Source organism: Streptomyces sp. NBC_01525 (assembly GCF_045040405.1).
GTDB classification, from domain to species: Bacteria; Actinomycetota; Actinomycetes; order Streptomycetales; family Streptomycetaceae; genus Streptomyces; species Streptomyces benahoarensis.
In genome coordinates this window covers 5,575,732-5,597,234 of sequence record NZ_CP109397.1, presented here as the reverse complement: position 1 = coordinate 5,597,234, position 21,503 = coordinate 5,575,732, and the positions used below count along the sequence as shown (strand labels likewise).

Below are 21,503 nucleotides of genomic sequence, written 5' to 3'. Positions count from 1 at the left end.
ACCCACTGCGCCCGGCGCAACGGAAGTTGAGGAGATACCCATGACCGGCGCCACCGTGTGGCTGACGGGCCTGCCGAGCGCCGGCAAGACCACGATCGCCCGCGCCCTCGCCGACCGGCTGCGCGCCGAGGGCCGCCGCGTCGAGGTCCTCGACGGCGACGAGATCCGCACCTTCCTCTCCGCCGGTCTCGGCTTCACCCGCGCCGACCGCGACACCAACGTCCAGCGCATCGGATTCGTCGCCGAACTCCTCGCCCGCAACGGCATCACCACGCTGGTGCCGGTCATCGCCCCGTACGCCGACTCCCGCGCGGCGGTCCGCGAACGCCACCGGGCCGAGGGCACCCCCTATCTGGAGGTGCACATCGCCACGCCCGTCGAGGTCTGCTCCGAGCGGGACGTGAAGGGGCTCTACGCGAAGCAGGCGGCCGGGGAGATCTCCGGTCTGACCGGCGTCGACGACCCGTACGAGCAGCCCGAGGCGCCCGATCTGCGGATCGCCTCGCACACCCAGACCGTGCCGGAGTCCGCGGCCGCGCTCCACGGTCTGCTCACCGAGCGGGACCTGGCGTGAGCGCCCCCGAGCACGCCGTGGCCCCGCCGCCCCGGGCCGGGGAGCGCGGCGAAGGACAGCCCGACGAAAGGGGCAGCATGACCACGACCACCACCGCTGCCGCCGGGAGCACCGGCGACACCGGTCCGTATGCGCTGTCGCACCTGGACGCCCTGGAGTCCGAGGCGGTGCACATCTTCCGCGAGGTGGCGGGCGAGTTCGAGCGGCCGGTGATCCTCTTCTCCGGCGGCAAGGACTCCATCGTCATGCTGCACCTGGCGCTGAAAGCATTCGCCCCGGCGCCGGTGCCTTTCTCCCTGCTGCACGTGGACACCGGGCACAACTTCCCCGAGGTCATCGACCACCGCGACCGGGTGGCCGCCGAGCATCGGCTGCGGCTGCACGTCGCCGCCGTACAGGACTACATCGACCGCGGTGAGCTGCGCGAACGCCCCGATGGGCTGCGCAACCCGCTCCAGACCGTGCCGCTGCTCGACGGCATCGGGAAGGGCCGCTTCGACGCGGTCTTCGGCGGTGGCCGCCGCGACGAGGAGAAGGCACGTGCCAAGGAGCGCGTCTTCTCGCTGCGGGACGAGTTCGGCGGCTGGGACCCGCGCCGCCAGCGCCCCGAACTGTGGCAGCTCTACAACGGCCGCCACTCCCCCGGCGAGCACGTCCGCGTCTTCCCGCTGTCCAACTGGACCGAGCTGGACGTCTGGCAGTACATCGGCCGCGAGAAGATCGAACTGCCCGCCATCTACTACGCCCACGAGCGTGAGGTCTTCTCCCGCAACGGCATGTGGCTGTCGCCCGGCGGGTGGGGCGGCCCCAAGGACGGCGAGAGCCTTCAGACCCGGACGGTGCGCTACCGCACCGTCGGCGACATGTCCTGCACCGGCGCCGTCGACTCCGACGCCGCCACCATCGAGGCGGTCATCGCGGAGATCGCCGCCTCCCGCCTCACCGAACGGGGCGCGACGCGGGCCGACGACAAGATGTCCGAGGCCGCCATGGAGGACCGTAAGCGCGAGGGGTACTTCTAGCCATGAGCACTGTTGTCGAGAACGAAACGGCCTCCCTGCTGCGGTTCGCCACCGCCGGAAGCGTCGACGACGGCAAGTCGACGCTGGTCGGAAGGTTGCTGCACGACTCCAAGTCGGTCCTCGCCGACCAGCTCGAAGCCGTCGAGCGGGCGTCGCTGGGCCGCGGTCAGGACGCCCCGGACCTGGCGTTGCTGACCGACGGGCTGCGCGCGGAGCGCGAGCAGGGCATCACCATCGATGTCGCCTACCGCTACTTCGCCACCCCGCGGCGCCGGTTCATCCTGGCCGACACCCCCGGGCATGTGCAGTACACCCGCAACATGGTCACCGGCGCCTCCACCGCCGAACTGGCCGTGGTCCTCGTCGACGCCCGCAACGGCGTGGTCGAGCAGACCCGCCGGCACGCCGCGGTCGCCGCCCTGCTGCGTGTCCCGCACGTCGTCCTGGCCGTCAACAAGATGGACCTGGTCGACTACGCCGAGCCGGTCTTCGCCGCCATCGCCGAGGAGTTCACCGCCTACGCCGCCTCACTGGGCGTCCCGGAGGTCACCGCCATCCCGATCTCGGCGCTCGCCGGCGACAACGTGGTGTCCCCGTCGGCGCACATGGACTGGTACGGCGGCCCGACCGTGCTGGAGCACCTGGAGACCGTGCCCGTCGACACCGATCCGACGGACGACCCGGCCCGCTTCCCGGTGCAGTACGTCATCCGGCCGCAGACCGCCGAACACCCCGACTACCGCGGCTACGCGGGCCAGATCGCCTCCGGTGTGCTGCGCGTCGGCGACGAGGTCAGCGTGCTGCCATCGGGCCGCACCAGCACCGTCACCGGCCTCGACATGCTCGGCCGGGCCGTCGACACCGCGTGGGCGCCGCAGTCGGTCACCGTCACCCTCGCCGACGACCTCGACATCTCCCGCGGCGACCTGCTCGCCCCCGCGGCGAGCGCTCCGGCCGTCACCCAGGACGTCGAGGCAACGGTCTGCCATGTCGCCGACCGTCCGCTCACGGCCGGTCAGCGGGTGCTGCTCAAGCACACCACCCGCACCGTCAAGGCGATCGTCAAGGAGATCCCGTCGCGGCTGACGCTGGACGACCTCTCCCAGCACCCGGCGCCCGGCGAACTGGCGGCGAACGACATCGGCCGGGTCCGGATCCGTACCGCCGAACCGCTGGCACTGGACGCCTACGCCGACTCCCGGCGCACCGGCTCCTTCCTGCTGATCGACCCGTCGGACGGGACGACGCTGACCGCCGGCATGGCGGGCACCGCCTTCGCGGCGCAGGCGGCGAAGGACACGGCGGCGGACGACGAGGGCTGGGACTTCTGACCGTGCACCAGGACGTGTTCTCGACCTTCGCGAAGGAGGGCGGCCGCATCGGCAGCGGCGCCCTCGGCAGCGGCCAGGGCGGAGTCGGCCGATGTGTGAGCTGACGACGCACCACTCCGCCTGCCCGCTCACGCCCGTACGAAGACCCACCGCACCGCCGGGCGCGCCCTAGAGGGGCGCGAACCGCCCCGGCCCTACGAGAGGAACGCCTCCCGTGCCTGCCGTTCGACCCCGCCATCCGGCGGCCGCCGCCCTCGCCTTGCTGCTGCTCGGGGCGGTCAGCGCCTGCGGCTACGGCTCCGAGGCCAGGAAGGACCCGGCGGCCGAGGTCGCCGCCAAGGGCCCGAAGACCGATGGCCTGGACACCGTCAAGATCGGCTTCTTCGGGAACGTCACCCACGCCACGCCGCTGATCGGCCTCCAGGAGGGGCTGTTCCAGAAGGAGTTGGGCGGCACGGCGGTGAAGCCCTCGGTCTTCAACGCGGGCCCCGCCGAGATCGAGGCGCTCAACTCCGGCGCCATCGACATCGGCTGGATCGGCCCCTCCCCCGCGATCAACGGCTACACCAAGTCCCACGGCAAGAGCCTGAAGATCATCGGCGGCTCGGCCTCCGGCGGGGTGTCGCTCGTGGTCAACCCGAAGAAGGTCAAGAGCCTCGACGACCTCAAGGGCAAGAAGATCGCCACCCCGCAGCTGGGCAACACCCAGGACGTGGCGCTGCTCAACTACCTGGCGGAGAAGGGCTTCACGGTCGACGCCACCACCGGCAAGGGCGATGTCACCGTGCAGCGCACCGAGAACAAGGTGACGCCGACCGCCTTCCAGCAGGGCGCCATCGACGCGGCGTGGGTTCCCGAGCCGACCGCCGCCAAGCTCGTCAGCATCGGCGGCAAGACGCTGCTGGACGAGAAGGACCTGTGGAAGGACGGCAAGTTCGTCATCACGAACATGATCGTCTCGCAGAAGTTCCTGGCGGAGCACCCCAAGGCCGTCGAGGCGGTGCTGCGCGCCTCGGTGCGGACCAACGCCTGGATCCGCTCGCACCCCGCCGAGGCGGTCAAGGCGCTCAACGACAAGCTCGCCGACCCGCAGATCTCCGGCAAGGCGCTGCCCGCCGACGTCATCGGCCCGGCGTTCAAGAACACCGATGTCACCGACGATCCGCTGGCCGCCACGCTCCGGCAGGAGGCGGACCACGCCGTCAAGGCCGGTCTGCTGCAGAAGCCGGACCTCAAGGGCATCTACGACCTGCGGCTGCTGAACAAGGTCCTCAAGGCCGAGGGCAAGCGGCCCGTCGACGCCGCCGGTCTCGGCAACGACTGACGCCCGCCCCGCAGCACTCCAGGAGGTGACACCGATGACGACCACCCTCACCAAGCGGCCCGCCACCACGGCGGACGCGGCCCCGGCGGCCTCGTACGCCGCGCGCATCGACCATGTCTCGAAGTCCTTCGGCCGCCCCGGCGCCCGCCAGCACGTGCTCGACGACATCAGCATCGACGTCGCGCCCGGCGAATTCGTCTGCCTGCTCGGCGCGTCGGGCTGCGGTAAGTCCACGCTGCTGAACCTGGTGGCCGGGCTCGACGCGCCGACGTCCGGCTCCATCGAGACGCCGGGCGGACGCCCCGCGCTGATGTTCCAGGAACACGCGCTGTTCCCGTGGCTGACCGCCGGACGCAACGTGGAGCTGGCGCTGCGGCTGCGCGGGGTGCCGCGCGCGGAGCGCCGCGAGGAGGCCGAACGACTCCTCGAACTCGTCCGCCTCAAGGGCGCGTACGGCAAGCGGGTGCACGAACTGTCCGGCGGCATGCGCCAGCGCGTCGCCATGGCCCGGGCCCTCGCCCAGGACAGCCGGCTGCTGCTCATGGACGAGCCGTTCGCCGCGCTGGACGCCATCACCCGCGATGTGCTGCACGACGAACTGACCCGCATCTGGCGGACGTCGAACGACACCGCCTCCGGCGGCCTGTCGGTGCTCTTCGTCACCCACAACGTCCGCGAGGCGGTACGGCTCGCCGAGCGCGTCGTGCTGCTCTCCTCCCGCCCCGGCCGGGTGGCCCGGGAGTGGCAGGTCGGCATCGCCCAGCCGCGCCGCATCGAGGACGCCGCGGTCGCTGACCTTTCCGTCGAGATCACCGAACAGCTGCGTGGGGAGATCCGCCGCCATGGCCAGCACTGAGACCACCCCCGGGCCCGCGGGGAGCACGCCCGGCGACGCACCTGACGCCACGGACACCCCGGCCGCCCCCACCTCCGCCGACACCGCGGGAGCCACGACCGCCGGAGGCGGCGCGGACCGTCCGGCGGACCGGGACGGCACCGATCTGGCGGGCCTGGAGGCCGGGCTCGACGCCCTGGAATCCACCGTCGCCGCCCGGCAACCCTGGCTGCGTACGCTCGCATCGAAGGCGCTCCCTCCCCTCATCGCCGTCGTCATCGTGCTGGTGCTGTGGCAGCTCGCCTACCACTTCGAGGTCAAGCCGCACTATCTGCTGCCGAGCCCCGTCGACGTGGCCCGCTCCCTCCAGGAGAAGTGGCTGGAGGGCACGCTGCTGGGCTATGTGTGGACCAGCCTCTCCCGGGGTGCGCTCGGCTTCCTCGCCTCGGTGGTGCTCGGCACCGTGCTCGGGCTGATCGTGGCCCGCGTCAAGGCGGTGCGGGCCGCGATCGGTCCGATCCTCAGCGGTCTGCAGTCGCTGCCGTCGGTGGCGTGGGTCCCGGCCGCGATCATCTGGTTCGGCCTGAGCGACGCCACCATCTACGCGGTGGTGCTGCTCGGCGCCGTACCGTCGATCGCCAACGGTCTGGTGGCCGGTGTCGACCAGATCTCCCCTCTCTATCTGCGGGCGGGCCGCACCATCGGCGCGACCGGTGTGGCCGGGGTGCGGCACGTGCTGCTCCCCGCCGCGCTGCCCGGCTACATCGCCGGGCTCAAGCAGGGCTGGGCGTTCTCCTGGCGCTCCCTGATGGCCGCCGAACTCATCGTCAACGCCCCCGATCTGGGCACCGGCCTCGGCCAGCTCCTGGAGCAGGGCCGGGAGTTCCAGGACATGCCCTGGGTGCTCTCCGCGATCCTGCTGATCCTCATCGTCGGTATCGGTATCGAGCTGCTGGTCTTCGCGCCCCTGGAGCGGCGGGTGCTGCGCAGCCGCGGACTCCTGGTGAAGAGCTGACCCATGGACACCTCGCCCACCCTCCTCGTCGTCGCCCACGGCAGCCGCGACCCGCGGCACGCGGCGACCGTCTCCGCGCTCTGCGCGCGGGTGCGGGCGCTGCGGCCGGGGCTGCGTGTGGAGGTCGGGTACCTCGACTTCAACGCGCCGACCGTGCCCCGAGTGCTGGAACGGCTGGCCGCGGAGGGGGTGCGGGAGGTGGTGGCTCTGCCGCTGCTGCTCACCCGCGCCTTCCATGCGAAGTCGGACATCCCGGCGGCGCTGCGGGAGGCCACCGTGCGCCTGCCGTGGCTGACCGTCCACCAGGCGGGTGTACTCGGCCCCTCCTCCCTGCTGACCGCCGCGTTGGAGCGGCGGCTGGCCGAGGCCGGGCTGCGGCCCGGTGACCGCCGCTCGACCGGGATCGTCCTGGCCGCGGCGGGCTCCAGTGACCCGGAGGCGATCGCAGTGATCGCTGAAACCGCGCGGGAGTGGCGGCGCACCGCTGGTTGGTGTGCCGTGCGACCTGCGTTCGCCTCCGCATCTCTGCCCCGCACGGCCGATGCCGTGCGGGCCCTGCGGGCCGAGGGTGCCGCGCGCGTCGCCGTCGCCCCGTACGTCATCGCGCCCGGCTTTCTGCCGGACCGCATCGCCCGGGGCGCCCGGGAGGCGCGGGCCGATCTGCTGGCGCCGGTGCTCGGCCCCGCCCCGGAGCTGGCCCGGCTGCTGCTGCGGCGCTACGACGCATCGGCCACCGCCCGGGCCGGGCGGCCGGATCGGCCCGCGCTACTCGTCTGACCTGGGCGTTTCCTCCCTGCGGCGGTGGGCGCCGCCACCGGCGTATCGGCCCGCCCCTTCTCGTAGACCGTCAGCCCCTTCGACAGGCCCAGGGGCACCAGGAGCAGTTCGACGACGAGGGCCTTCCAGGCGTAGACGAGGTTGACGGCCTTGGTGGCGTAGACGCAGGGCAGGTCGCGCAGGACGGCCACGGTCCGGAGTTTGCGGCGGCGGGCGGCGTAGAGGAGGGGTGGCGCGGTCAGGAGCAGGTCGGTCCCGGCCCACCAGCCGAGGGTGGCCGGCAGCGGCCGGTCGGTGAGGGCCGCCATCGCGAACGGGGTCGCCCACCACAGCGGGGCGGTGACGATCTCGAAGACGGCGAGCACCACCCATAGCGCGAGCAACGGTTTGTGACGGATCAGGGCGCCGAGGTGGAGCCGGACGTTCTGGCAGAAGCCCGCCATCCAGCGCCAGACCTGTTTGCGCAGGTAGGTGAGGTCTTCCGGGTCGGCGGCGAGGGCCACCGCGGCGGAGACGTAGACCGCCTTGCGCCCGGCGATCTGCTGACTCCACGTGTAGTCCATGTCCTCCACGATGGTGCGCTCCGGGAAGCCCCCGAAGGCCACCAGGTCCGCGCGGCGGAAGACGGAGCAGCAACCGGAGCAGACCATGGGGCTGTTGGCGCGTGCCTGGATCGGTCGGTGCCAGTGAAAACCGAAGAGGTACTCGGTGGAGCGGCCGCGCTCCCAGATGGTGCGGGTGTGGCGGGTGCGTACCGTCCCGGCGGCGACGGTGACGGCCGGGTCGTCGAAGACCGGCAGTACCGTCTCGATGTAGTCGGGCGCGAGGACGGTGTCCGCGTCGACGGCGAGGACGAGGTCGGTGGTGCAGTGCGGCAGCGCGTGGTTCTGCGCCCGGGCCTTGCTGCCGAGGTTCCGCGGCGGGCGCAGCACGGTGGCGCCGTGTGCGGCGGCCACCTCGCCCGTGCGGTCGGTGGAGGCGTCGTCGACGACGAGGACGCGGTCAGGTGGCACCGTCTGCCGCGCCAGCGACTCCAGCGTGGCGGGCAGCCCCTCCTCCTCGTTGTGTGCGGGAACGATGACGGTGATGGTGTGCATGCCGAACTCCCCCTGCGGTGCGAAGTGCGCCGGCCACGAGCGTGAGCAGCCCGATCAGGCCGTAGACGAGTGTGCTGATGCCGATGAACGGCAGTCCTCCGTGCATGTCACCGACGGTAGCGAGGGGACGCGTCCCACGGTTCCGGAGGCGCCCTCCTGTGGATAACTCACCGGTTCGGCACGGCACTTCGACGCAACGACGCCGGCCGCCGCGCCCCGTGGGGGCGAGCGCGACGGCCGGTGTGTGGTGCTGAGGGAGGAAGTCGGTTACTCGACGACCTTCAGCAGCTTGTTGGGCGTGCCCTCGCTCGGGTTCGAGATCTTGTCCGGCGTGGCGCCGTCCGTGAGGGCCTTGGCGACCTCGTCCGGCTTGGCGTCCGGGTGGGCGCCGAGGTAGACCGCGGCCGCGCCCACGACGTGGGGGGTGGCCATGGAGGTGCCGGAGATGGTGTTGGTGGCGTTGTCGTCGGTGTTCCAGTCCGAGGTGATGTCGGAGCCGGGGGCGTAGAGGTCGACGATGCTGCCGTAGTTGGAGAAGTCCGACTGCTCGTCCTTGTTGGTGCTGGAGGCGACCGTGATGGCCTCCTTCACCCGCGCCGGGGAGCCCTGCGAGGCGTCGGCCGACTCGTTGCCCGCCGCGACGGCGAAGGTCACGCCGGAGGCGATGGCCTTCTTGACGGCCGCGTCGAGCGCCTCGTCCGCGCCGCCGCCGAGCGACATGTTGGCGACCGACGGGCCCTTGTGGTTCTTGGTCACCCAGTCGATACCGGCGACGACCTGCTCGGTGGTGCCGGAGCCCTGGTCGTCCAGCACGCGGACGGCGACGATCTTGGCCTTCTTGGCGACACCGTGGTCGGTACCGGCGATGGTGCCCGCGACGTGCGTGCCGTGGCCGTTGCCGTCGTTGGCATCGTTGTCGCCGTCGACCGCGTCGAAGCCGTAGGACGCACGGCCACCGAAGTCCTTGTGCGAGATGCGCACGCCGGTGTCGATGACGTAGGCGGTGGCGCCCTCACCCGCGGAGTCCGGGTAGGTGTACTTCTTGTCGCCCTGGGTGTCCGCCTGGTCGATGCGGTCCAGGCCCCACGACGGCGGGTTGTCCTGGGTGGCGTCGATGTGGAACTTCTTGTTCTGTACGACCTTGTCGACGGCCGGGTCGGCGGCGAGGCGCTTGGCGTCGTCGGCGCTCAGACCGGTGGCCGAGAACCCGTTGAGGGCGGCGCTGTAGTTCCGCTTGACCTTGCCGCCGTACTTCGAGGCGAGGTCGTTGTGGGCGGTGGCGGACACCGCGGCGCCGCTGACCGACTTCTTCAGCATGACGATGTAGCTGCCGTTGACGGCACCCTTCGCCTCGGCACCGTAAATCTTGCCTTCGGCGGGGGTGGCACCAGCGGTGACCGCGGTGACTGCGGCGATACCAGTGGCGGCTACGGCGGCGGTGATGGCCGTGACGAGCCGCTTCTTGCTGGAACGCTTGTGAGCCATAGCGAGGGTTCTCCTCGTTCGTGGTGTGGGGGGAAAGCGTTGCGCAATGGCCCGGTTCGACAGGAAGTCCTGCACCGGACTGGATCGAAACCCTGTCGGATTGACGAGTTCAATTCAAGGCCAGCCGCCCCTTGTGAGATAAACAACAACCCTGCATAAAGACAAAATCGGCCACAAATACACCAAAAGAAGCGGGTAGTTGAACATTCGAGCCTCAATGCCGTTTACATTTCGGCAATCTGCGGTTACAGACGGTGGATTGACCGCTACCGAGGGCCTGTTGGCGTACAGGGCTCGCGCGCTCAGGAGCTGACGGGGCGGATGACCGAGTGGGCGTCAGGCGCCGTCGCGTCAGCCCGGTGTTCATCGGCCTCGGTTCGTCGACGAAGGCGCGGGCGGATCGTCTCTCGGAGAGCGCCGGCCAGTACGGGTGGCCGGGCCGTCCCTCGTGCGTGAGGCCGGGGCCCGTCGGCGGGCCGCCGCCTCCGCCCCCAGGTCCGCCCGCCTCCGCGCCGGGCCCGCGCACCGCCGTCCCCGGGTCCACCCACCCACCCCGGTACAGGCGCCTGCGAAACTGGGCACGTCACGCCCGGCAGGAGGAATCACCATGAACGAACCGCGCCCCGGCGCCTTCACCGAGGCACGCGCCCGCGCCGCGCTGACGGCCGCCGGGCGGCCCGACGCCGCTGCCGACGCCCGGCTGCTCTCGCTCGGCGAGAACGCCGTCTTCGCGCTCGGCGAGCGCGGACCGGTCATCCGGGTCGGCCGCAGCGCCGAACTCCTCGAACGCGCCGAACGGGAGCTGATTGTGGCCCGCTGGCTGGCGGACGCGGGCATCCCCGCCGTACGCGCCGCCGAGCCGGAGGCGCAGCTCGCCGACGGTCATCCCGTGACGTACTGGGAGCGGCTGCCGGACACCGTCCGCCCCGCCGAACCCGGCGACCTCGCCGCGCTGCTGCGGCTGGTGCACGCCCTGCCGGAGCCGCCCTTCGCCCTCCCGCGGCGCGACCTGCTGGGCGGCGTCGAGCGGTGGCTGCGGCTGGCCGGGGACGCCGTCTCCCCGCAGGACGCGGAGTATCTGCGCGGCCGCCGGGACGCCTTCGCCCTCGCCGCGACGGCGCTGGAGCCGCATCTGCCGCGCGGCCCCATCCACGGGGACGCGCTGCTCCGCAACGTCCATGTCGGGCCCGACGGTCCGGTCCTGGTCGACCTGGAGACCTTCTCCTCCGATCTGCGCGAGCACGACCTCGTGGTGCTGGCCCTCAGCCGCGACCGCTACGGACTGCCCGCCGAGGCGTACGACACCTTCGTCTCCGTCTACGGCTGGGACGTACGGGACTGGGAGGGCTGTGCGGTGCTGCGCGGCTCCCGGGAGACCGCAAGCTGCGCCTGGGTCTCCCAGCACGCACCGGGCAACCCGGCGGCCCGTACGGAGTTCGCCCGGCGCATCGCCTCGCTGCGCGAGAAGGACACGACCGTGCGGTGGTATCCGTTCTGACGGTGCGCCGGGACGGCGGGCGGGTCAGTCGTGCGGCGCCTGGTGCGGGATGAGCGGCCAGGCGCCCTCGACGTACGCCTCCGGCTTGCCCGAACGCCGCAGATACGCCTGGAAGTCGGTGGCCTGCTCCGCGGCCGCGCCCTCCTGGAGCGTGTGCAGCGCCTCCGGGGACGGCAGGGCGACGACCGGATACCGCTCGCCTATCCGCCGGGCGACACCGGCCGCCGCGACGGCGTCGGCGCCCGCCTCATGGGCGCCGACGAGCGGGACGCCGTAGTGGGCGCAGAGGGCCTGGAGGGCGCGCTTGCCCTTGCGGTACCGGTCGACGTGGCGGTCCAGCACCAGTGGGTCGATGACCGGGGAAGGGGCGCGGCCCAGGCGCTCGGTCAGGGACCGCACACCGTGGCGGCGGCACTCCCTGTCGAGGAGGGAGAGGTCGTACCGGGCGTTCATCACCACCAGGGGTATCCCGGCGCGCAGGGCCTCGGCCAGGGCCTCGGTGATCTCCTCCACAGCGGTCTTCGCCGAGACGCCGTGCTCACGGACGTAAACAGTGGACATGCCGTGGATCGCGGCGGCTTCCTCGGGCACCGGGATGCCCGGGTCGATCAGCCACGTCTGCCGGACCACGGTCGTGCCGTCGCCGTCCAGGCGGATCAGCGCGGCGGTCACGATGCGGTCCCGCTCGATGTCGGTGCCCGTGGTCTCCAGGTCGAAACCGGCCAACAGGTCCTGATGCCAGCTCATGGCGGGGCCTCCTTCGGTGGTGCGTCCCCCGTTGCTCCGCCACTCTCGCACGCACCACTGACAACGCGACCGGCAGCCGCGAGCAGATAGGACAAAGCGGACGGCGGGGCGGCGGAAGCCGTGCCGGTCCGCACGCGGCGGACCAGGGCGGACCAGGCACGACGGACCACGCCCGCCCCGGCCCCGCCCGACGTCAGGACACCGGCCGGGAGTCCGCCCACTCGCTCTCGAACTCCTCGCGGTACGTCTCGAAGAGCCCGGCCTCGCCCTCCCGGCCGCCGCCACTCTGGCGAACCACGTCCCGTCCGCCGCCGCGCAGCACCAGCACCGGCGACTCCATGCCTCGGCTGCGGCGCAGATAGCTCTGGACGACGGCCAGCCCGTCGGACCCGTCGCCGTCGACGAGGTACGCGGTGAACCGCGGCGTCTCGTCGAAGACCTGGATCTCGAACGCCCCCGGGTCGCGCAGCCGTGCCCGCACCCGCCGCATGTGCAGGATGTTCATCTCGATGGACCGGCTCATCTCGCCCTTCTTGAGCCCGATCTCGCGCTCGCGGCGGCGGACCGCGCTGCTCGCGGGGTTGAGGAAGAGCAGCCGGATCCGGCAGCCCGCCTCGGCGAGGTGGACCAGGCGGCGGCCGGAGTAGTTCTGTACGAGGAGGTTGAGCCCGATGCCCACCGCATCGAGGCGGCGGGCGCCGCCGAACAGGTCCTCGGCGGGCAGTTGCCGCTGGAGCCGCACCCGGTCGGCGTGGACCCCGACGACGTCGGCGTAGCGGTCGCCCACCAGGTCCTCGACGGCGTCGATGGGCAGCCGCCCGGAGGTACGGGTGCCGCTGCCGGACCCCAGGAGGTCCAGCAGCCGGGCGGAGGCGCGCTCCGCCTGGGCGAGGACGGTCTCCGACAGGGCGCGGTTGCGGGAGACGATGTTGCGGGCCACCTCCAGCTCGTCGAGGCCCAGCTCGACGTCCCGGCGGTCGTCGAAGTACGGCTCGAAGCAGGGCCAGTGCTGGACCATCAGCTCCCGCAGCTGCGGGAGGGTCAGAAAGCTGACGATGTTGTCGTCGGCGGGGTCGAGGAGGTAGCCCTTGCGGCGGCTGACCTCCCGGACGGCCACCGCGCGCTGGACCCATTCCTGTCCGGCCGGTCCGGCGGCGGCGATCACCCATTCGTCGCCGTGCACCGGCTCGTAGATGGGGCGCAGCACCGCGGAGACCACGGCACGGAGCCGCTGCTCGACGAGATTCAGCCATATGTAGGCGCGACCGGCCCGGCGGGCGCGGGTGCGCACCTCGCTCCAGGCGTCGGCGCCCCAGTCGAGTTCCGCGCCGATCTCCAGTGGCCGCGCCAGGGACACCGCGCCGGGCGGCGCGTCGACGGAGCCGCCCTCATGACCCTCGTGACCCTCGTCACCAGGGGGCAACTCCAGCCCGCCGCTCACCTGCCACCGCCTTCCGAACCTCCGTGCCAACGATCAAGGCAGACTACTGCGGAGCGGGGAACGGTGCAGCAGGATGGGTCGACCGGTCCGTCAACTCCCCATGTCAGACGTGGCGGTTGCGCCCCGAAATGCGGCGCGGACGTGAGCGGTTTCCTAGCCGCGTCACCCCCGGGCGGCCCTTGTGCGGCCCCGGGGCGCAGGCCCGGCGCCGCGCGGGAGCCGCCCGCCCGGACACCGCGAAGGGTCCCGTCCACCACAGGTCCGCGCCCTCGGCACGGCGTCCGGAACGACCGGTGCAGGGGCGCGTGACGGCGCGCGGTCCCGCCGGGGCGCGCGGGCATCGAACGCCGGGACGCCGGGTGACTGGCCGGGCCTCTACTGGTGAACTCCGTCTGGATGAGCTATCCGCTACCGCATCTGACGTACGGGAGATGGCCACCGGCCGCCGCGGGCGCCGACGACACGACAGTAAGGTCCCACTAGGCTCGAAATTGCCCGCTTTCCGGGGAATATCAAGCGGTATGCCAGGTGTGTGGGGTGGGTCGGGGAAGGATCCGAGGCGGTCCGCGGACGCGTGCCATGGAGTCACCGCAGCCCCCGACGAGAAGGTGGAAGCCGACGCATGCAGGTCTGGCCGGGACAGACATATCCACTGGGCGCCACCTACGACGGCGCCGGAACCAACTTCGCGGTCTTCTCCGAAGCCGCCCGGCGCATCGAAGTGTGCCTGCTGCACGACGACGGCTCACACACCACCGTCGAACTGCGCGAGACCGACGCGTTCGTCCGCCACGCCTACCTCCCCGGGGTGATGCCGGGCCAGCGCTACGGCTTCCGGGTGCACGGCCCCCACGACCCGGCGCGCGGCAACCGCTGCAACCCCGCGAAACTGCTCCTGGACCCCTACGCGCGCGCCCTGAGCGGTCGCATCGACTGGAACGAGGCCGTCTACGGCTACCACTTCGGCCGCCCCGAGTCCCGCAACGACCTGGACTCGGCGCCGCACACCATGGCGTCGGTCGTGGTCAGCCCGTACTTCGACTGGGGCGACGACCGGCCGCCGCGCACCGCGTACCACGAGACGGTGCTCTACGAGGCGCACGTCAAGGGCCTCACCATGCGCCACCCGGACCTCCCCGAGGAGCTGCGCGGCACCTACGCGGCGCTGGCGCACCCGGCGGTCATCGAGCATCTGACGCGGCTGGGGGTGACCGCGCTGGAGCTGATGCCGGTACACCAGTTCGTCCAGGACCACCGGCTGGTGGACGCCGGGCTCACCAACTACTGGGGCTACAACACCATCGGGTTCTTCGCCCCGCACAACACCTACGCGTCCTGGGGCGACCGGGGGCAGCAGGTGCTGGAGTTCAAGTCGGCGGTGCGGGCGCTGCACCGCGCGGGCATCGAGGTGATCCTCGATGTCGTCTACAACCACACCGCCGAGGGCAACCACCTGGGCCCCACGCTCTCCTTCCGGGGGCTCGACAACGCCTCGTACTACCGGCTCGCGGAGGACCGGCGGCACTACACGGACACCACCGGCACCGGGAACTCCCTGCTGATGCGCAGTCCGCACGTCCTGCAGCTGGTGATGGACTCGCTGCGCTACTGGGTGCAGGAGATGCACGTCGACGGCTTCCGGTTCGATCTGGCGGCGACGCTGGCGCGGCAGTTCCACGAGGTGGACCGGCTGTCGTCCTTCTTCGACCTGGTGCACCAGGACCCGGTGGTCAGCCAGGTCAAGCTGATCGCGGAGCCCTGGGACCTCGGCGAGGGCGGCTACCAGGTGGGCAACTTCCCGCCGCTGTGGACGGAGTGGAACGGCAAGTACCGCGACACGGTGCGCGACCTGTGGCGGGGCGAGCCGCGCACACTGGCGGAGTTCGCCTCCCGGCTGACCGGCTCCTCGGACCTCTACCAGGGCGACGGGCGCCGCCCGATCGCCTCGGTGAACTTCGTGACCTGCCACGACGGCTTCACCCTGCACGATCTGGTGGCGTACGACGAGAAGCACAACGAGGCCAACGACGAGGAGAACCGCGACGGGGAGCGCTTCAACCGGTCGTGGAACTGCGGCACCGAGGGCCCGACGGACGACCCCGGCATCCGGGCGCTGCGGGCGCGCCAGATGCGGAACGTCGTCGCCACCCTGATGCTGTCCCAGGGCGTGCCGATGCTCTCCCACGGCGACGAGTTCGGCCGCAGCCAGCGCGGCAACAACAACGCGTACTGCCAGGACAACGAGGTCTCCTGGGTGCGCTGGCCGGCGCCGGAGGACACCGGGGAACGGGAGCTGCTGGCGTTCGTCCGGCGACTGGTGCGGCTGCGGCGCGAGCATCCGGTGTTCCGTCGGCGGCGGTTCCTCCAGGGGCGGCCGGTTCCGGGGGGCGAGGACGCGCTGTCGGACATCGCGTGGTTCACCGTCGACGGGACGGAGATGGGGCCGGACGACTGGGAGTCGGCTCAGGCAAGGTCCCTGATGGTTTTCCTCAACGGCCGGGCGATCTCGGAACCGGGCCCCCGGGGCGAGCCGATCGCCGACGACTCGTTCCTGCTGTTGTTCCACGCGCACCCCGAGGAGCAGGAGTTCACCGTTCCGCCGCGCCACGGGCGGCGGTGGCAGGTCGTGGTCGACACCGCGCGGCCCCCCGCGGCGGACGGCGCGGACGGCGACGGGGCCGTGGTGAAGGCCGGTGACCGCCTGATGCTAACGGGGCGGAGCCTGGTGGTGTTGCAGCGGCCTACGGAGTCCTGGGAGCCGGTGGGGCCTGCGTAGGCCGGACCGTCTCGCCCGGGGCCGGTGCGCGCCGCCCCGGGCGGAACGTCGCCCCGGGCGGCCCGGTGGCGCGGGGCCGTCGCGTGTGGGGCCGGGGGCGCGCCGCCCTGGGGGCGCCCCCTGCGGAACGTCGCCCCCTGCGGCCCCGAGCCCTCGCTCCGCTCGGCCGGTCGGGGGCGGGGGCCACCCGTTCGGCGCGTCCGGAGAGGGGATCGCGCACGGGGGCGCGCGGGCGGGCCGGTGCGCCGGGTACGGCTGCTCCCATGACGCAGCCGCCCGCTCCCCCGCCGACCGCCACCTACCGGCTCCAGCTCCAGCCGGACTTCCCGTTCGCCGCCGCCGGGCGGGCCGTCCCGTACCTGGCCCGGCTGGGCGTCTCGCACCTCCATCTGTCGCCGGTGCTGGAGGCGGTCCCCGGCTCGGCGCACGGCTACGACGTGGTGGACCACACGGCCGTACGCGCCGAACTCGGCGGTGAGGACGGGCTGCGGGCCCTGGCCGCCACCGCACGGGCGCACGACCTCGGCCTGATCGTCGACCTCGTGCCGAACCACATGGCCGTCCCCGCCCCGATGTCCCTCAACGGGCCGCTGTGGCGGGTGCTGCGGGACGGGCCCGGCTCCCCCTGGGCGCGCTGGTTCGACATCGACTGGGACGCCGGGCACGGCGGACGCCTGCTGCTGCCGGTGCTCGCCGGACGGCTCGGCGACGAACTGCCGCGCCTGCGCGTCACCGACGGCACCCTGCGCTACGGGCGGCACGCCTTCCCGCTGCGCCCGGGGACGGAGGACCTGCCGCTGCCGCGCCTCCTGGACGCCCAGTGGTACCGCCTCGCCTGGTGGCGGCTGGCCCGCACCGAGCTGAACTACCGCCGTTTCTTCACCGTTTCCGAGCTGATCGGGGTGCGGGTCGAGGACCCGGAGGTGTTCGAGGCGACGCACCGCACGGTGTTGCGGCTGGTGCGGGAGGGCGTCCTCGACGGCCTGCGGGTCGATCATCCGGACGGGCTCGCCGATCCGGCCGCCTATCTGGAGCGGCTGCACACCGCCACGGGCGGCTGCCGCACGGTCGTGGAGAAGATCCTCACCGGCGGGGAACGGCTGCCCCGCGACTGGACCTGCACCGGGACCACCGGCTACGACGCACTGCGCCACCTCGACGCCCTCTTCGTCTGCCCCGAGGGGGCGCGCAGACTGCGCGCGCACTACCGCGACCACGCCGCCCCGCCCCCGGACCGGGGCGGCGACTGGGCGGCGACGGTGCGCCGGGCCGCGTACGAGGTGCTGACGCACGAGCTGGCGGCGGAGGTGGAGCGGCTGGTGCGGGCGGCCGGGCGGATCGCCGCGGCGGACGGCGGCGACCACGCGCCCTGGGCGCTGCGCCGGGCGATCCGGGAGCTGCTGGTGCGGCTGCCGGTGTACCGCCCGTACCCGGCGCGGGCGTCCGGTGCCGCCCGGGACGTGGCCCTGCTGGACGCGGCGGCCCGGGGCGCCCGCGACGCGTTCCCCGTCGCGGCGGAGGCCCTGTCGGTGGAGCTGATCCGGACGCTGGCCCTGGGCGGGACGGAACGGGAGGGCGCGGACCGGGAGTTGGCCGGTACCGGGGGCGCGCCCGGGGAGGCCGAGGGGGCGTGCGCCGAGACCCCGGGCGCCCCGGACCCGGCTCCCGGGGGCGAGGCGCTCCGGGGCGAGGTGGCCGCGTTCGCCGCGCGGTTCGCACAGACCGCATCCGCCCTGCACGCCAAGTCCGTGGAGGACACCGCCGGCTACCGCCATCCGGCGCTCCTGTCCGCCTGCGAGGTGGGCGGCGACCCCGGACGGCCCGCGCTGGATCCGGAGGTGTTCCACGCGTACTGCGCGCACCTCCAGGCGGAGTGGCCGGAGACGTCGACGGTGCTCACCACCCACGACACCAAGCGCAGCGCCGATGTCCGGGCGCGGATCGCGGTGCTGTCGGAGTGCCCCGACCGGTGGCGCGACGCCCTGCACGAGGCGGGCGCGTGGCCCCGGGGCGGGCCGGAGGGCGGCCCCTCGGGTGAGCTGGAAGGCCATCCCCTGGGCGAGCCGGAAGCCGCTCCCCCGGGCAAGGCGGACGACGGCCCTCCGGGTGGCCCGGAGGCGCCGGATCCGCTGGTGGCGTGGCTCGGCTGGCAGAGCGCCTTCGGGCTGGGCTCACCGCCCGCCGGGGAATCGTCGAAGGCCGAGCGGCTGACGGCCGCGGTCCTCAAGTCCGTACGGGAGGCGGGGCTGCGCACCTCGTGGACCGATCCGGACACCGGCTACGAGGACGCCGTCGCGCGGTTCGTGCGCTCCGGGCCGGGCGGACCGGCCGCCGCGGTGCTGCGGAAACTGGAGGACGAACTGACGCCGTTCCTCCGCGCCAATGTGCTCGGCACGGCCCTGCTGCACCTGACGATGCCCGGCGTCCCGGACCTCTACCAGGACACCGAGCGGGAGTACGCCGCCCTGGTGGACCCGGACAACCGCCGCCCGGCCCGGCCGCTGCCCGCCCTCCTCGCCCGGCTGGACGACGGCGGCGCCCCGTCCGATCTGTCCGCCGAGAAGCTGCGGCTGACCGCCGCGGCGCTACGGCTGCGGCGCACCCGCCCGCGCGCGTTCGGCGCGGACGGCTCGTACACGCCGCTGCGCGCCATGGGGCCCGCAGCCGGGCACTGCGTCGCCTTCTGCCGCGGTGGGGCGGCGGTCTCCGTCGTGACCCGGCTGTCGCTGCGCCTGGCGCGGTCCGGCGGCTGGCGGGGGACCACGCTGCGGCTGCCGGACGCGGGGCGGTGGCGGGAGGTGCTGACCGGCCGCACATGGGCGGGCGGTACGGCGGTGCGCCTCGACGAGCTGTTGGACGGGGCGCCGGTGGCGCTGTTGACGACGGAGTGAGCCGACGCGCACGGTCCCTCGCGCGCGCCCCGCGTGGCGGCCCTCCGAGGCCCCCGCCCGGGGCGCGCGGCGGACGGGCCCACGCCCCGCGTCACGCCGTCGGCCGCTCCCGCCGGTGGCGCCCCGGGTGCGGCGGTCAGCGCTCCGTCAGGACGTAGTCCATGGTGCCGAAACTGATGTGGTCGCCGGGGCCCACCGGGACCTCGCCGACCACCCGGAGGCCGTTGACGCAGGTGCCGTTGGTCGAGCCGAGGTCGCGCAGCATCCAGCCGCTGCCCTCGCTGCGGAGTTCGGCGTGGGTGCGGGAGACCGTCTCATGGTTGAGGCGCAGCCCGGCGCCGGGCGCCCGCCCTATGCTCAGCGGGATCGGCCCGGGCACCGGGAGCATCAGCTTCGGCAGCCGCTCCGTGCGCCATGCGCGGCGGATCCGCAGGTGGAACGCCGACACCCGGCCCACCGCCCGCAACAGCGCGCCCTGCACCCGGCCGCGGGTCTCCAGATCGGCAGTGGCCAGGGAGAGTTCGGAGTGCTGCTGCGCGGTGAGAACCAGCTCCAGCCGACGCAGAAAGGTGTCCTGCGACAGTCGTCCCTCCGCGGCACCCTCGCGCAACAGATGCAGCGCACGTTCCCGGTCCGCGTCCGACGGGCGCGCCGGTCGGGCGGGGAAGTCGAGCGAAGTCATGCGGTGATTCTGCGGGGCGGGTGACCCGCTGTCCAGGCGAGGTGGCCGTTCCGGCCGCCCGGGGCGCATCCCTGACGTCGTACCAGATCGCGGCCCCGGCACAGGCATGCGTACGAGGTTGTCGGGCTCGCCCCGGTACGAGCCCCGACGGGCCCTGGAGCGAGCCGGTACAGCGCACGGGCCGGGCGACGGCGCGCGCGACGACCGGCGCGCCGGGAGCGCGGACCGGCGGGCGGCGGCGCGCGCGGATGCCCGCGCGCCCCCGGCGTCACCGGTGACGGAGACTGGCACCATGCCCCTGCGTATCGCCGACCTGCTGGCCCGGACGGACCTCGCGCTGTCCCCCGGCTACGACGTCCCGCCGCCGCTGCGGGACCGTGCCATCGAGGCGGCGACCGTCTCCGACCTGCTACGGCCCGGTAAATGGCTGCAGGGCGGCGAGTTGCTGATGACCATCGGGCTGCTGCTGCCGGACGACGTGGGCGGCTGCCGGGAGTACGTCCGTGACGTCGCCGGGGGCGGCGCCGCGTGCCTGGCGCTCGGCCTCGGGCACGACCTGCGCTACCAGGAGGCGCCCCGGCCGCTGATCGACGCCGCGCGGGAGGCCGGGCTGCCGCTGCTGACCGTCCCGGACGAGGTGCCGTTCATCGCCGTCACCAAGGCGGTCTTCGCGGCCCGGGCCGAGGAACGGCGCGCGGCGCTGCACCGGTCCTTCGCCACCCAACGGCGGCTGACCGCCGCGGCGGTCGGCGGCGGGCTGCCGACCGTGCTGCGGGAGTGGACCGCCGCCACCGGGGTGGGCGCCGCCGTCCTCGACCCGTTGGGCCGCCCCCTGGCGACCGGCGCGGGCCCCGGGGACGACGCGCCGCCCCCGGACGCGGCACGCGACCTCATCGACCGGGTCGCCACCCAGGGGCTGCGCACCAGCGCCACCAGCGCGGCGGACGGGCGCCACCTGGAGGTGCAGCCGCTCGGCGCCCGGCGGCTGCGCGGACTGCTGCTGCTCACCGGCCGCCCGGACGGCGCCGCCCGCGCCGTCGTGCCCGGCCTCGTCTCCCTGCTCTCCCTGGAGCTGGAGCGCCGCCATCTGCGGGACGAGCCGGAGCGCCGCCGCCGCTCGGCGCTACTGTCCGAAATCCTCGCCGACGACGGGCCGACCGCCGAACGCGCCGATGCCCTGCTGGCCTCGGCGGGCCTGACGGCCGGGCGGGTACGGGGCATCGCCGTCGAGGCGCCCGGCGGGCCGGACGAGGCGGCGCGGGCGGCGGCCGCCCAGGACCTCGCCGCCGATCTGGCGCTGGCCCTGCCCGGCGGCCTGGTCCGGGTCCTCGGCGGGGTGGTCGAGGCGGTGGCCGGGGAGGAGTGCGACGTCCGGGAGGTGCTGGGGCGGTTCGCGCCGGGCCGCCCGGCCGGTATCGGACCGGCCACCGTGCCCGTCTCCGCCCGGGTGTCGCTGCGTCAGGCCACCGGGCTGCTCGGCGTCAGCCGGGCCACCGGCGAACCGGCCGAGGCCCGCAGCTCCGGAACCAGCCGCCTGCTGCTGGACCTCGGCGACCGGCCGACGCTGCTCGGCTACGCCGACACCGTGCTGGGCCCGCTCGACCTCGCCGACCACGGCGCCGAACTGGTGGCGACCCTCACCGCGTGGCTGGAGACCGGCGGCGCCTGGGACGCCACCAGCCGCCGCCTCGGCGTCCACCGGCACACCGTGCGCAACCGCCTCGACAAGGCCATGGACCTCACCGGACGCCGCCTCGACGACCCGGACGACCGCTTCGACCTGTGGCTCGCCACCCGCATCCGCCGGGGCACCGCCCCGTAACGTCCGCCCTCGGGCCACCCGGGCACCTCCCACGGACACCGGGCCACCCGGGGCACCACCGGCACCGGTCGGCCCAGGGGCGGCCGTACGGACACCGGCCCACCCGGAGACGGCCGAAACGGACGCCGGGACACCGCCCGACCGGCCCGGGCGCGCTCCGCCGGTCCGGTCCGACGCGCCCCTGCC

General features: G+C 73.4%; 16 protein-coding genes. 11 read left to right on the top strand and 5 right to left on the bottom strand.

Annotated elements, in window-relative coordinates:
* The first annotated feature begins 40 nt into the window (after positions 1-40).
* The 7 genes from cysC (at position 41) to OG422_RS24855 (ending at position 6,878) form a co-directional block, all read left to right on the top strand.
* Positions 41-574, top strand: a complete 534-nt coding sequence (cysC, locus tag OG422_RS24885; RefSeq protein WP_405745760.1) for an adenylyl-sulfate kinase — start codon at positions 41-43, stop codon at positions 572-574.
* 77 nt (positions 575-651) lie between these two features.
* On the top strand, positions 652-1,596 hold the full coding sequence (cysD, locus tag OG422_RS24880; RefSeq protein WP_143940550.1) for a sulfate adenylyltransferase subunit CysD: 945 nt from the start codon (positions 652-654) through the stop codon (positions 1,594-1,596).
* Positions 1,597-1,598: 2 nt separating this feature from the next.
* Positions 1,599-2,927 (top strand): sulfate adenylyltransferase subunit 1, encoded by a 1,329-nt coding sequence (locus OG422_RS24875; RefSeq protein WP_143940551.1) that lies wholly within the window; start codon positions 1,599-1,601, stop codon positions 2,925-2,927.
* A gap of 214 nt (positions 2,928-3,141) precedes the next feature.
* The gene (locus OG422_RS24870) at positions 3,142-4,251 is read left to right on the top strand and encodes an aliphatic sulfonate ABC transporter substrate-binding protein (protein WP_405745756.1); all 1,110 of its coding nucleotides are present in this window, start codon (positions 3,142-3,144) and stop codon (positions 4,249-4,251) included.
* A 34-nt stretch (positions 4,252-4,285) separates the two neighbouring features.
* Positions 4,286-5,107, top strand: a complete 822-nt coding sequence (locus tag OG422_RS24865) for an ABC transporter ATP-binding protein (RefSeq protein ID WP_405745753.1) — start codon at positions 4,286-4,288, stop codon at positions 5,105-5,107.
* Positions 5,094-6,101: an ABC transporter permease gene (locus tag OG422_RS24860; RefSeq protein WP_143940554.1), complete on the top strand. Its 1,008-nt coding sequence runs from the start codon at positions 5,094-5,096 to the stop codon at positions 6,099-6,101. The genes OG422_RS24865 and OG422_RS24860 overlap by 14 nt, the downstream gene beginning before the upstream one ends.
* A 3-nt stretch (positions 6,102-6,104) precedes the next feature.
* Complete coding sequence (locus OG422_RS24855) at positions 6,105-6,878, top strand: sirohydrochlorin chelatase (protein ID WP_405745750.1); 774 nt, start codon at positions 6,105-6,107, stop codon at positions 6,876-6,878.
* Here the strand turns inward: OG422_RS24855 and OG422_RS24850 are convergent.
* Complete coding sequence (locus OG422_RS24850; RefSeq protein ID WP_405745747.1) at positions 6,818-7,975, bottom strand: glycosyltransferase family 2 protein; 1,158 nt, start codon at positions 7,973-7,975, stop codon at positions 6,818-6,820. The genes OG422_RS24855 and OG422_RS24850 overlap by 61 nt on opposite strands.
* 267 nt (positions 7,976-8,242) lie before the next feature.
* Positions 8,243-9,460 (bottom strand): S8 family peptidase, encoded by a 1,218-nt coding sequence (locus tag OG422_RS24845; protein WP_143942003.1) that lies wholly within the window; start codon positions 9,458-9,460, stop codon positions 8,243-8,245.
* Positions 9,461-10,067: 607 nt separating this feature from the next.
* Between OG422_RS24845 and OG422_RS24840 the strand changes: the two genes are divergently transcribed.
* Positions 10,068-10,958, top strand: a complete 891-nt coding sequence (locus tag OG422_RS24840; protein ID WP_143942002.1) for an aminoglycoside phosphotransferase family protein — start codon at positions 10,068-10,070, stop codon at positions 10,956-10,958.
* A 24-nt stretch (positions 10,959-10,982) separates the two neighbouring features.
* On the opposite strand, the gene OG422_RS24835 is transcribed toward OG422_RS24840, so the two are convergent.
* Positions 10,983-11,705 (bottom strand): 3'-5' exonuclease, encoded by a 723-nt coding sequence (locus OG422_RS24835; protein ID WP_405745744.1) that lies wholly within the window; start codon positions 11,703-11,705, stop codon positions 10,983-10,985.
* A 193-nt stretch (positions 11,706-11,898) separates the two neighbouring features.
* Entirely contained in the window at positions 11,899-13,146 is a 1,248-nt protein-coding gene (locus OG422_RS24830) for an SAV2148 family HEPN domain-containing protein (RefSeq protein WP_143942000.1), read from the bottom strand.
* 622 nt (positions 13,147-13,768) lie between these two features.
* On the opposite strand from OG422_RS24830, the gene glgX reads away from it, so the two are divergent.
* Together glgX and treY are read left to right on the top strand one after the other, a co-directional pair.
* Positions 13,769-15,922 carry a glycogen debranching protein GlgX gene (gene glgX / locus OG422_RS24825; protein WP_405745740.1) on the top strand — a complete coding sequence of 718 codons (2,154 nt, stop codon included), beginning with the start codon at positions 13,769-13,771 and terminating at the stop codon, positions 15,920-15,922.
* A gap of 263 nt (positions 15,923-16,185) precedes the next feature.
* Positions 16,186-18,813, top strand: coding sequence for a malto-oligosyltrehalose synthase (gene treY, locus OG422_RS24820; RefSeq protein WP_405745737.1), 2,628 nt, complete (start codon positions 16,186-16,188; stop codon positions 18,811-18,813).
* Between the two features lie 136 nt (positions 18,814-18,949).
* On the opposite strand, the gene OG422_RS24815 is transcribed toward treY, so the two are convergent.
* Positions 18,950-19,495, bottom strand: coding sequence for a DUF1707 and FHA domain-containing protein (locus OG422_RS24815; RefSeq protein ID WP_143941997.1), 546 nt, complete (start codon positions 19,493-19,495; stop codon positions 18,950-18,952).
* 292 nt (positions 19,496-19,787) lie between these two features.
* Between OG422_RS24815 and OG422_RS24810 the strand changes: the two genes are divergently transcribed.
* Entirely contained in the window at positions 19,788-21,317 is a 1,530-nt protein-coding gene (locus OG422_RS24810) for a PucR family transcriptional regulator (protein ID WP_405745734.1), read from the top strand.
* Positions 21,318-21,503 lie beyond the last annotated feature (186 nt).

Excerpts from the sequence above, each read along its gene's own strand:
- OG422_RS24850 (WP_405745747.1), bottom strand. The coding sequence starts at position 7,975 with ATGCACACCATCACCGTCATCGTTCCCGCACACAACGAGGAGGAGGGG.
- OG422_RS24815 (WP_143941997.1), bottom strand. The coding sequence starts at position 19,495 with ATGACTTCGCTCGACTTCCCCGCCCGACCGGCGCGCCCGTCGGACGCG.
- cysC (WP_405745760.1), top strand. The coding sequence starts at position 41 with ATGACCGGCGCCACCGTGTGGCTGACGGGCCTGCCGAGCGCCGGCAAG.
- OG422_RS24810 (WP_405745734.1), top strand. The coding sequence starts at position 19,788 with ATGCCCCTGCGTATCGCCGACCTGCTGGCCCGGACGGACCTCGCGCTG.
- OG422_RS24865 (WP_405745753.1), top strand. The coding sequence starts at position 4,286 with ATGACGACCACCCTCACCAAGCGGCCCGCCACCACGGCGGACGCGGCC.
- cysD (WP_143940550.1), top strand. The coding sequence starts at position 652 with ATGACCACGACCACCACCGCTGCCGCCGGGAGCACCGGCGACACCGGT.
- OG422_RS24845 (WP_143942003.1), bottom strand. The coding sequence starts at position 9,460 with ATGGCTCACAAGCGTTCCAGCAAGAAGCGGCTCGTCACGGCCATCACC.
- OG422_RS24855 (WP_405745750.1), top strand. The coding sequence starts at position 6,105 with ATGGACACCTCGCCCACCCTCCTCGTCGTCGCCCACGGCAGCCGCGAC.
- treY (WP_405745737.1), top strand. The coding sequence starts at position 16,186 with ATGACGCAGCCGCCCGCTCCCCCGCCGACCGCCACCTACCGGCTCCAG.
- OG422_RS24860 (WP_143940554.1), top strand. The coding sequence starts at position 5,094 with ATGGCCAGCACTGAGACCACCCCCGGGCCCGCGGGGAGCACGCCCGGC.
- glgX (WP_405745740.1), top strand. The coding sequence starts at position 13,769 with ATGCAGGTCTGGCCGGGACAGACATATCCACTGGGCGCCACCTACGAC.
- OG422_RS24840 (WP_143942002.1), top strand. The coding sequence starts at position 10,068 with ATGAACGAACCGCGCCCCGGCGCCTTCACCGAGGCACGCGCCCGCGCC.
- OG422_RS24875 (WP_143940551.1), top strand. The coding sequence starts at position 1,599 with ATGAGCACTGTTGTCGAGAACGAAACGGCCTCCCTGCTGCGGTTCGCC.
- OG422_RS24835 (WP_405745744.1), bottom strand. The coding sequence starts at position 11,705 with ATGAGCTGGCATCAGGACCTGTTGGCCGGTTTCGACCTGGAGACCACG.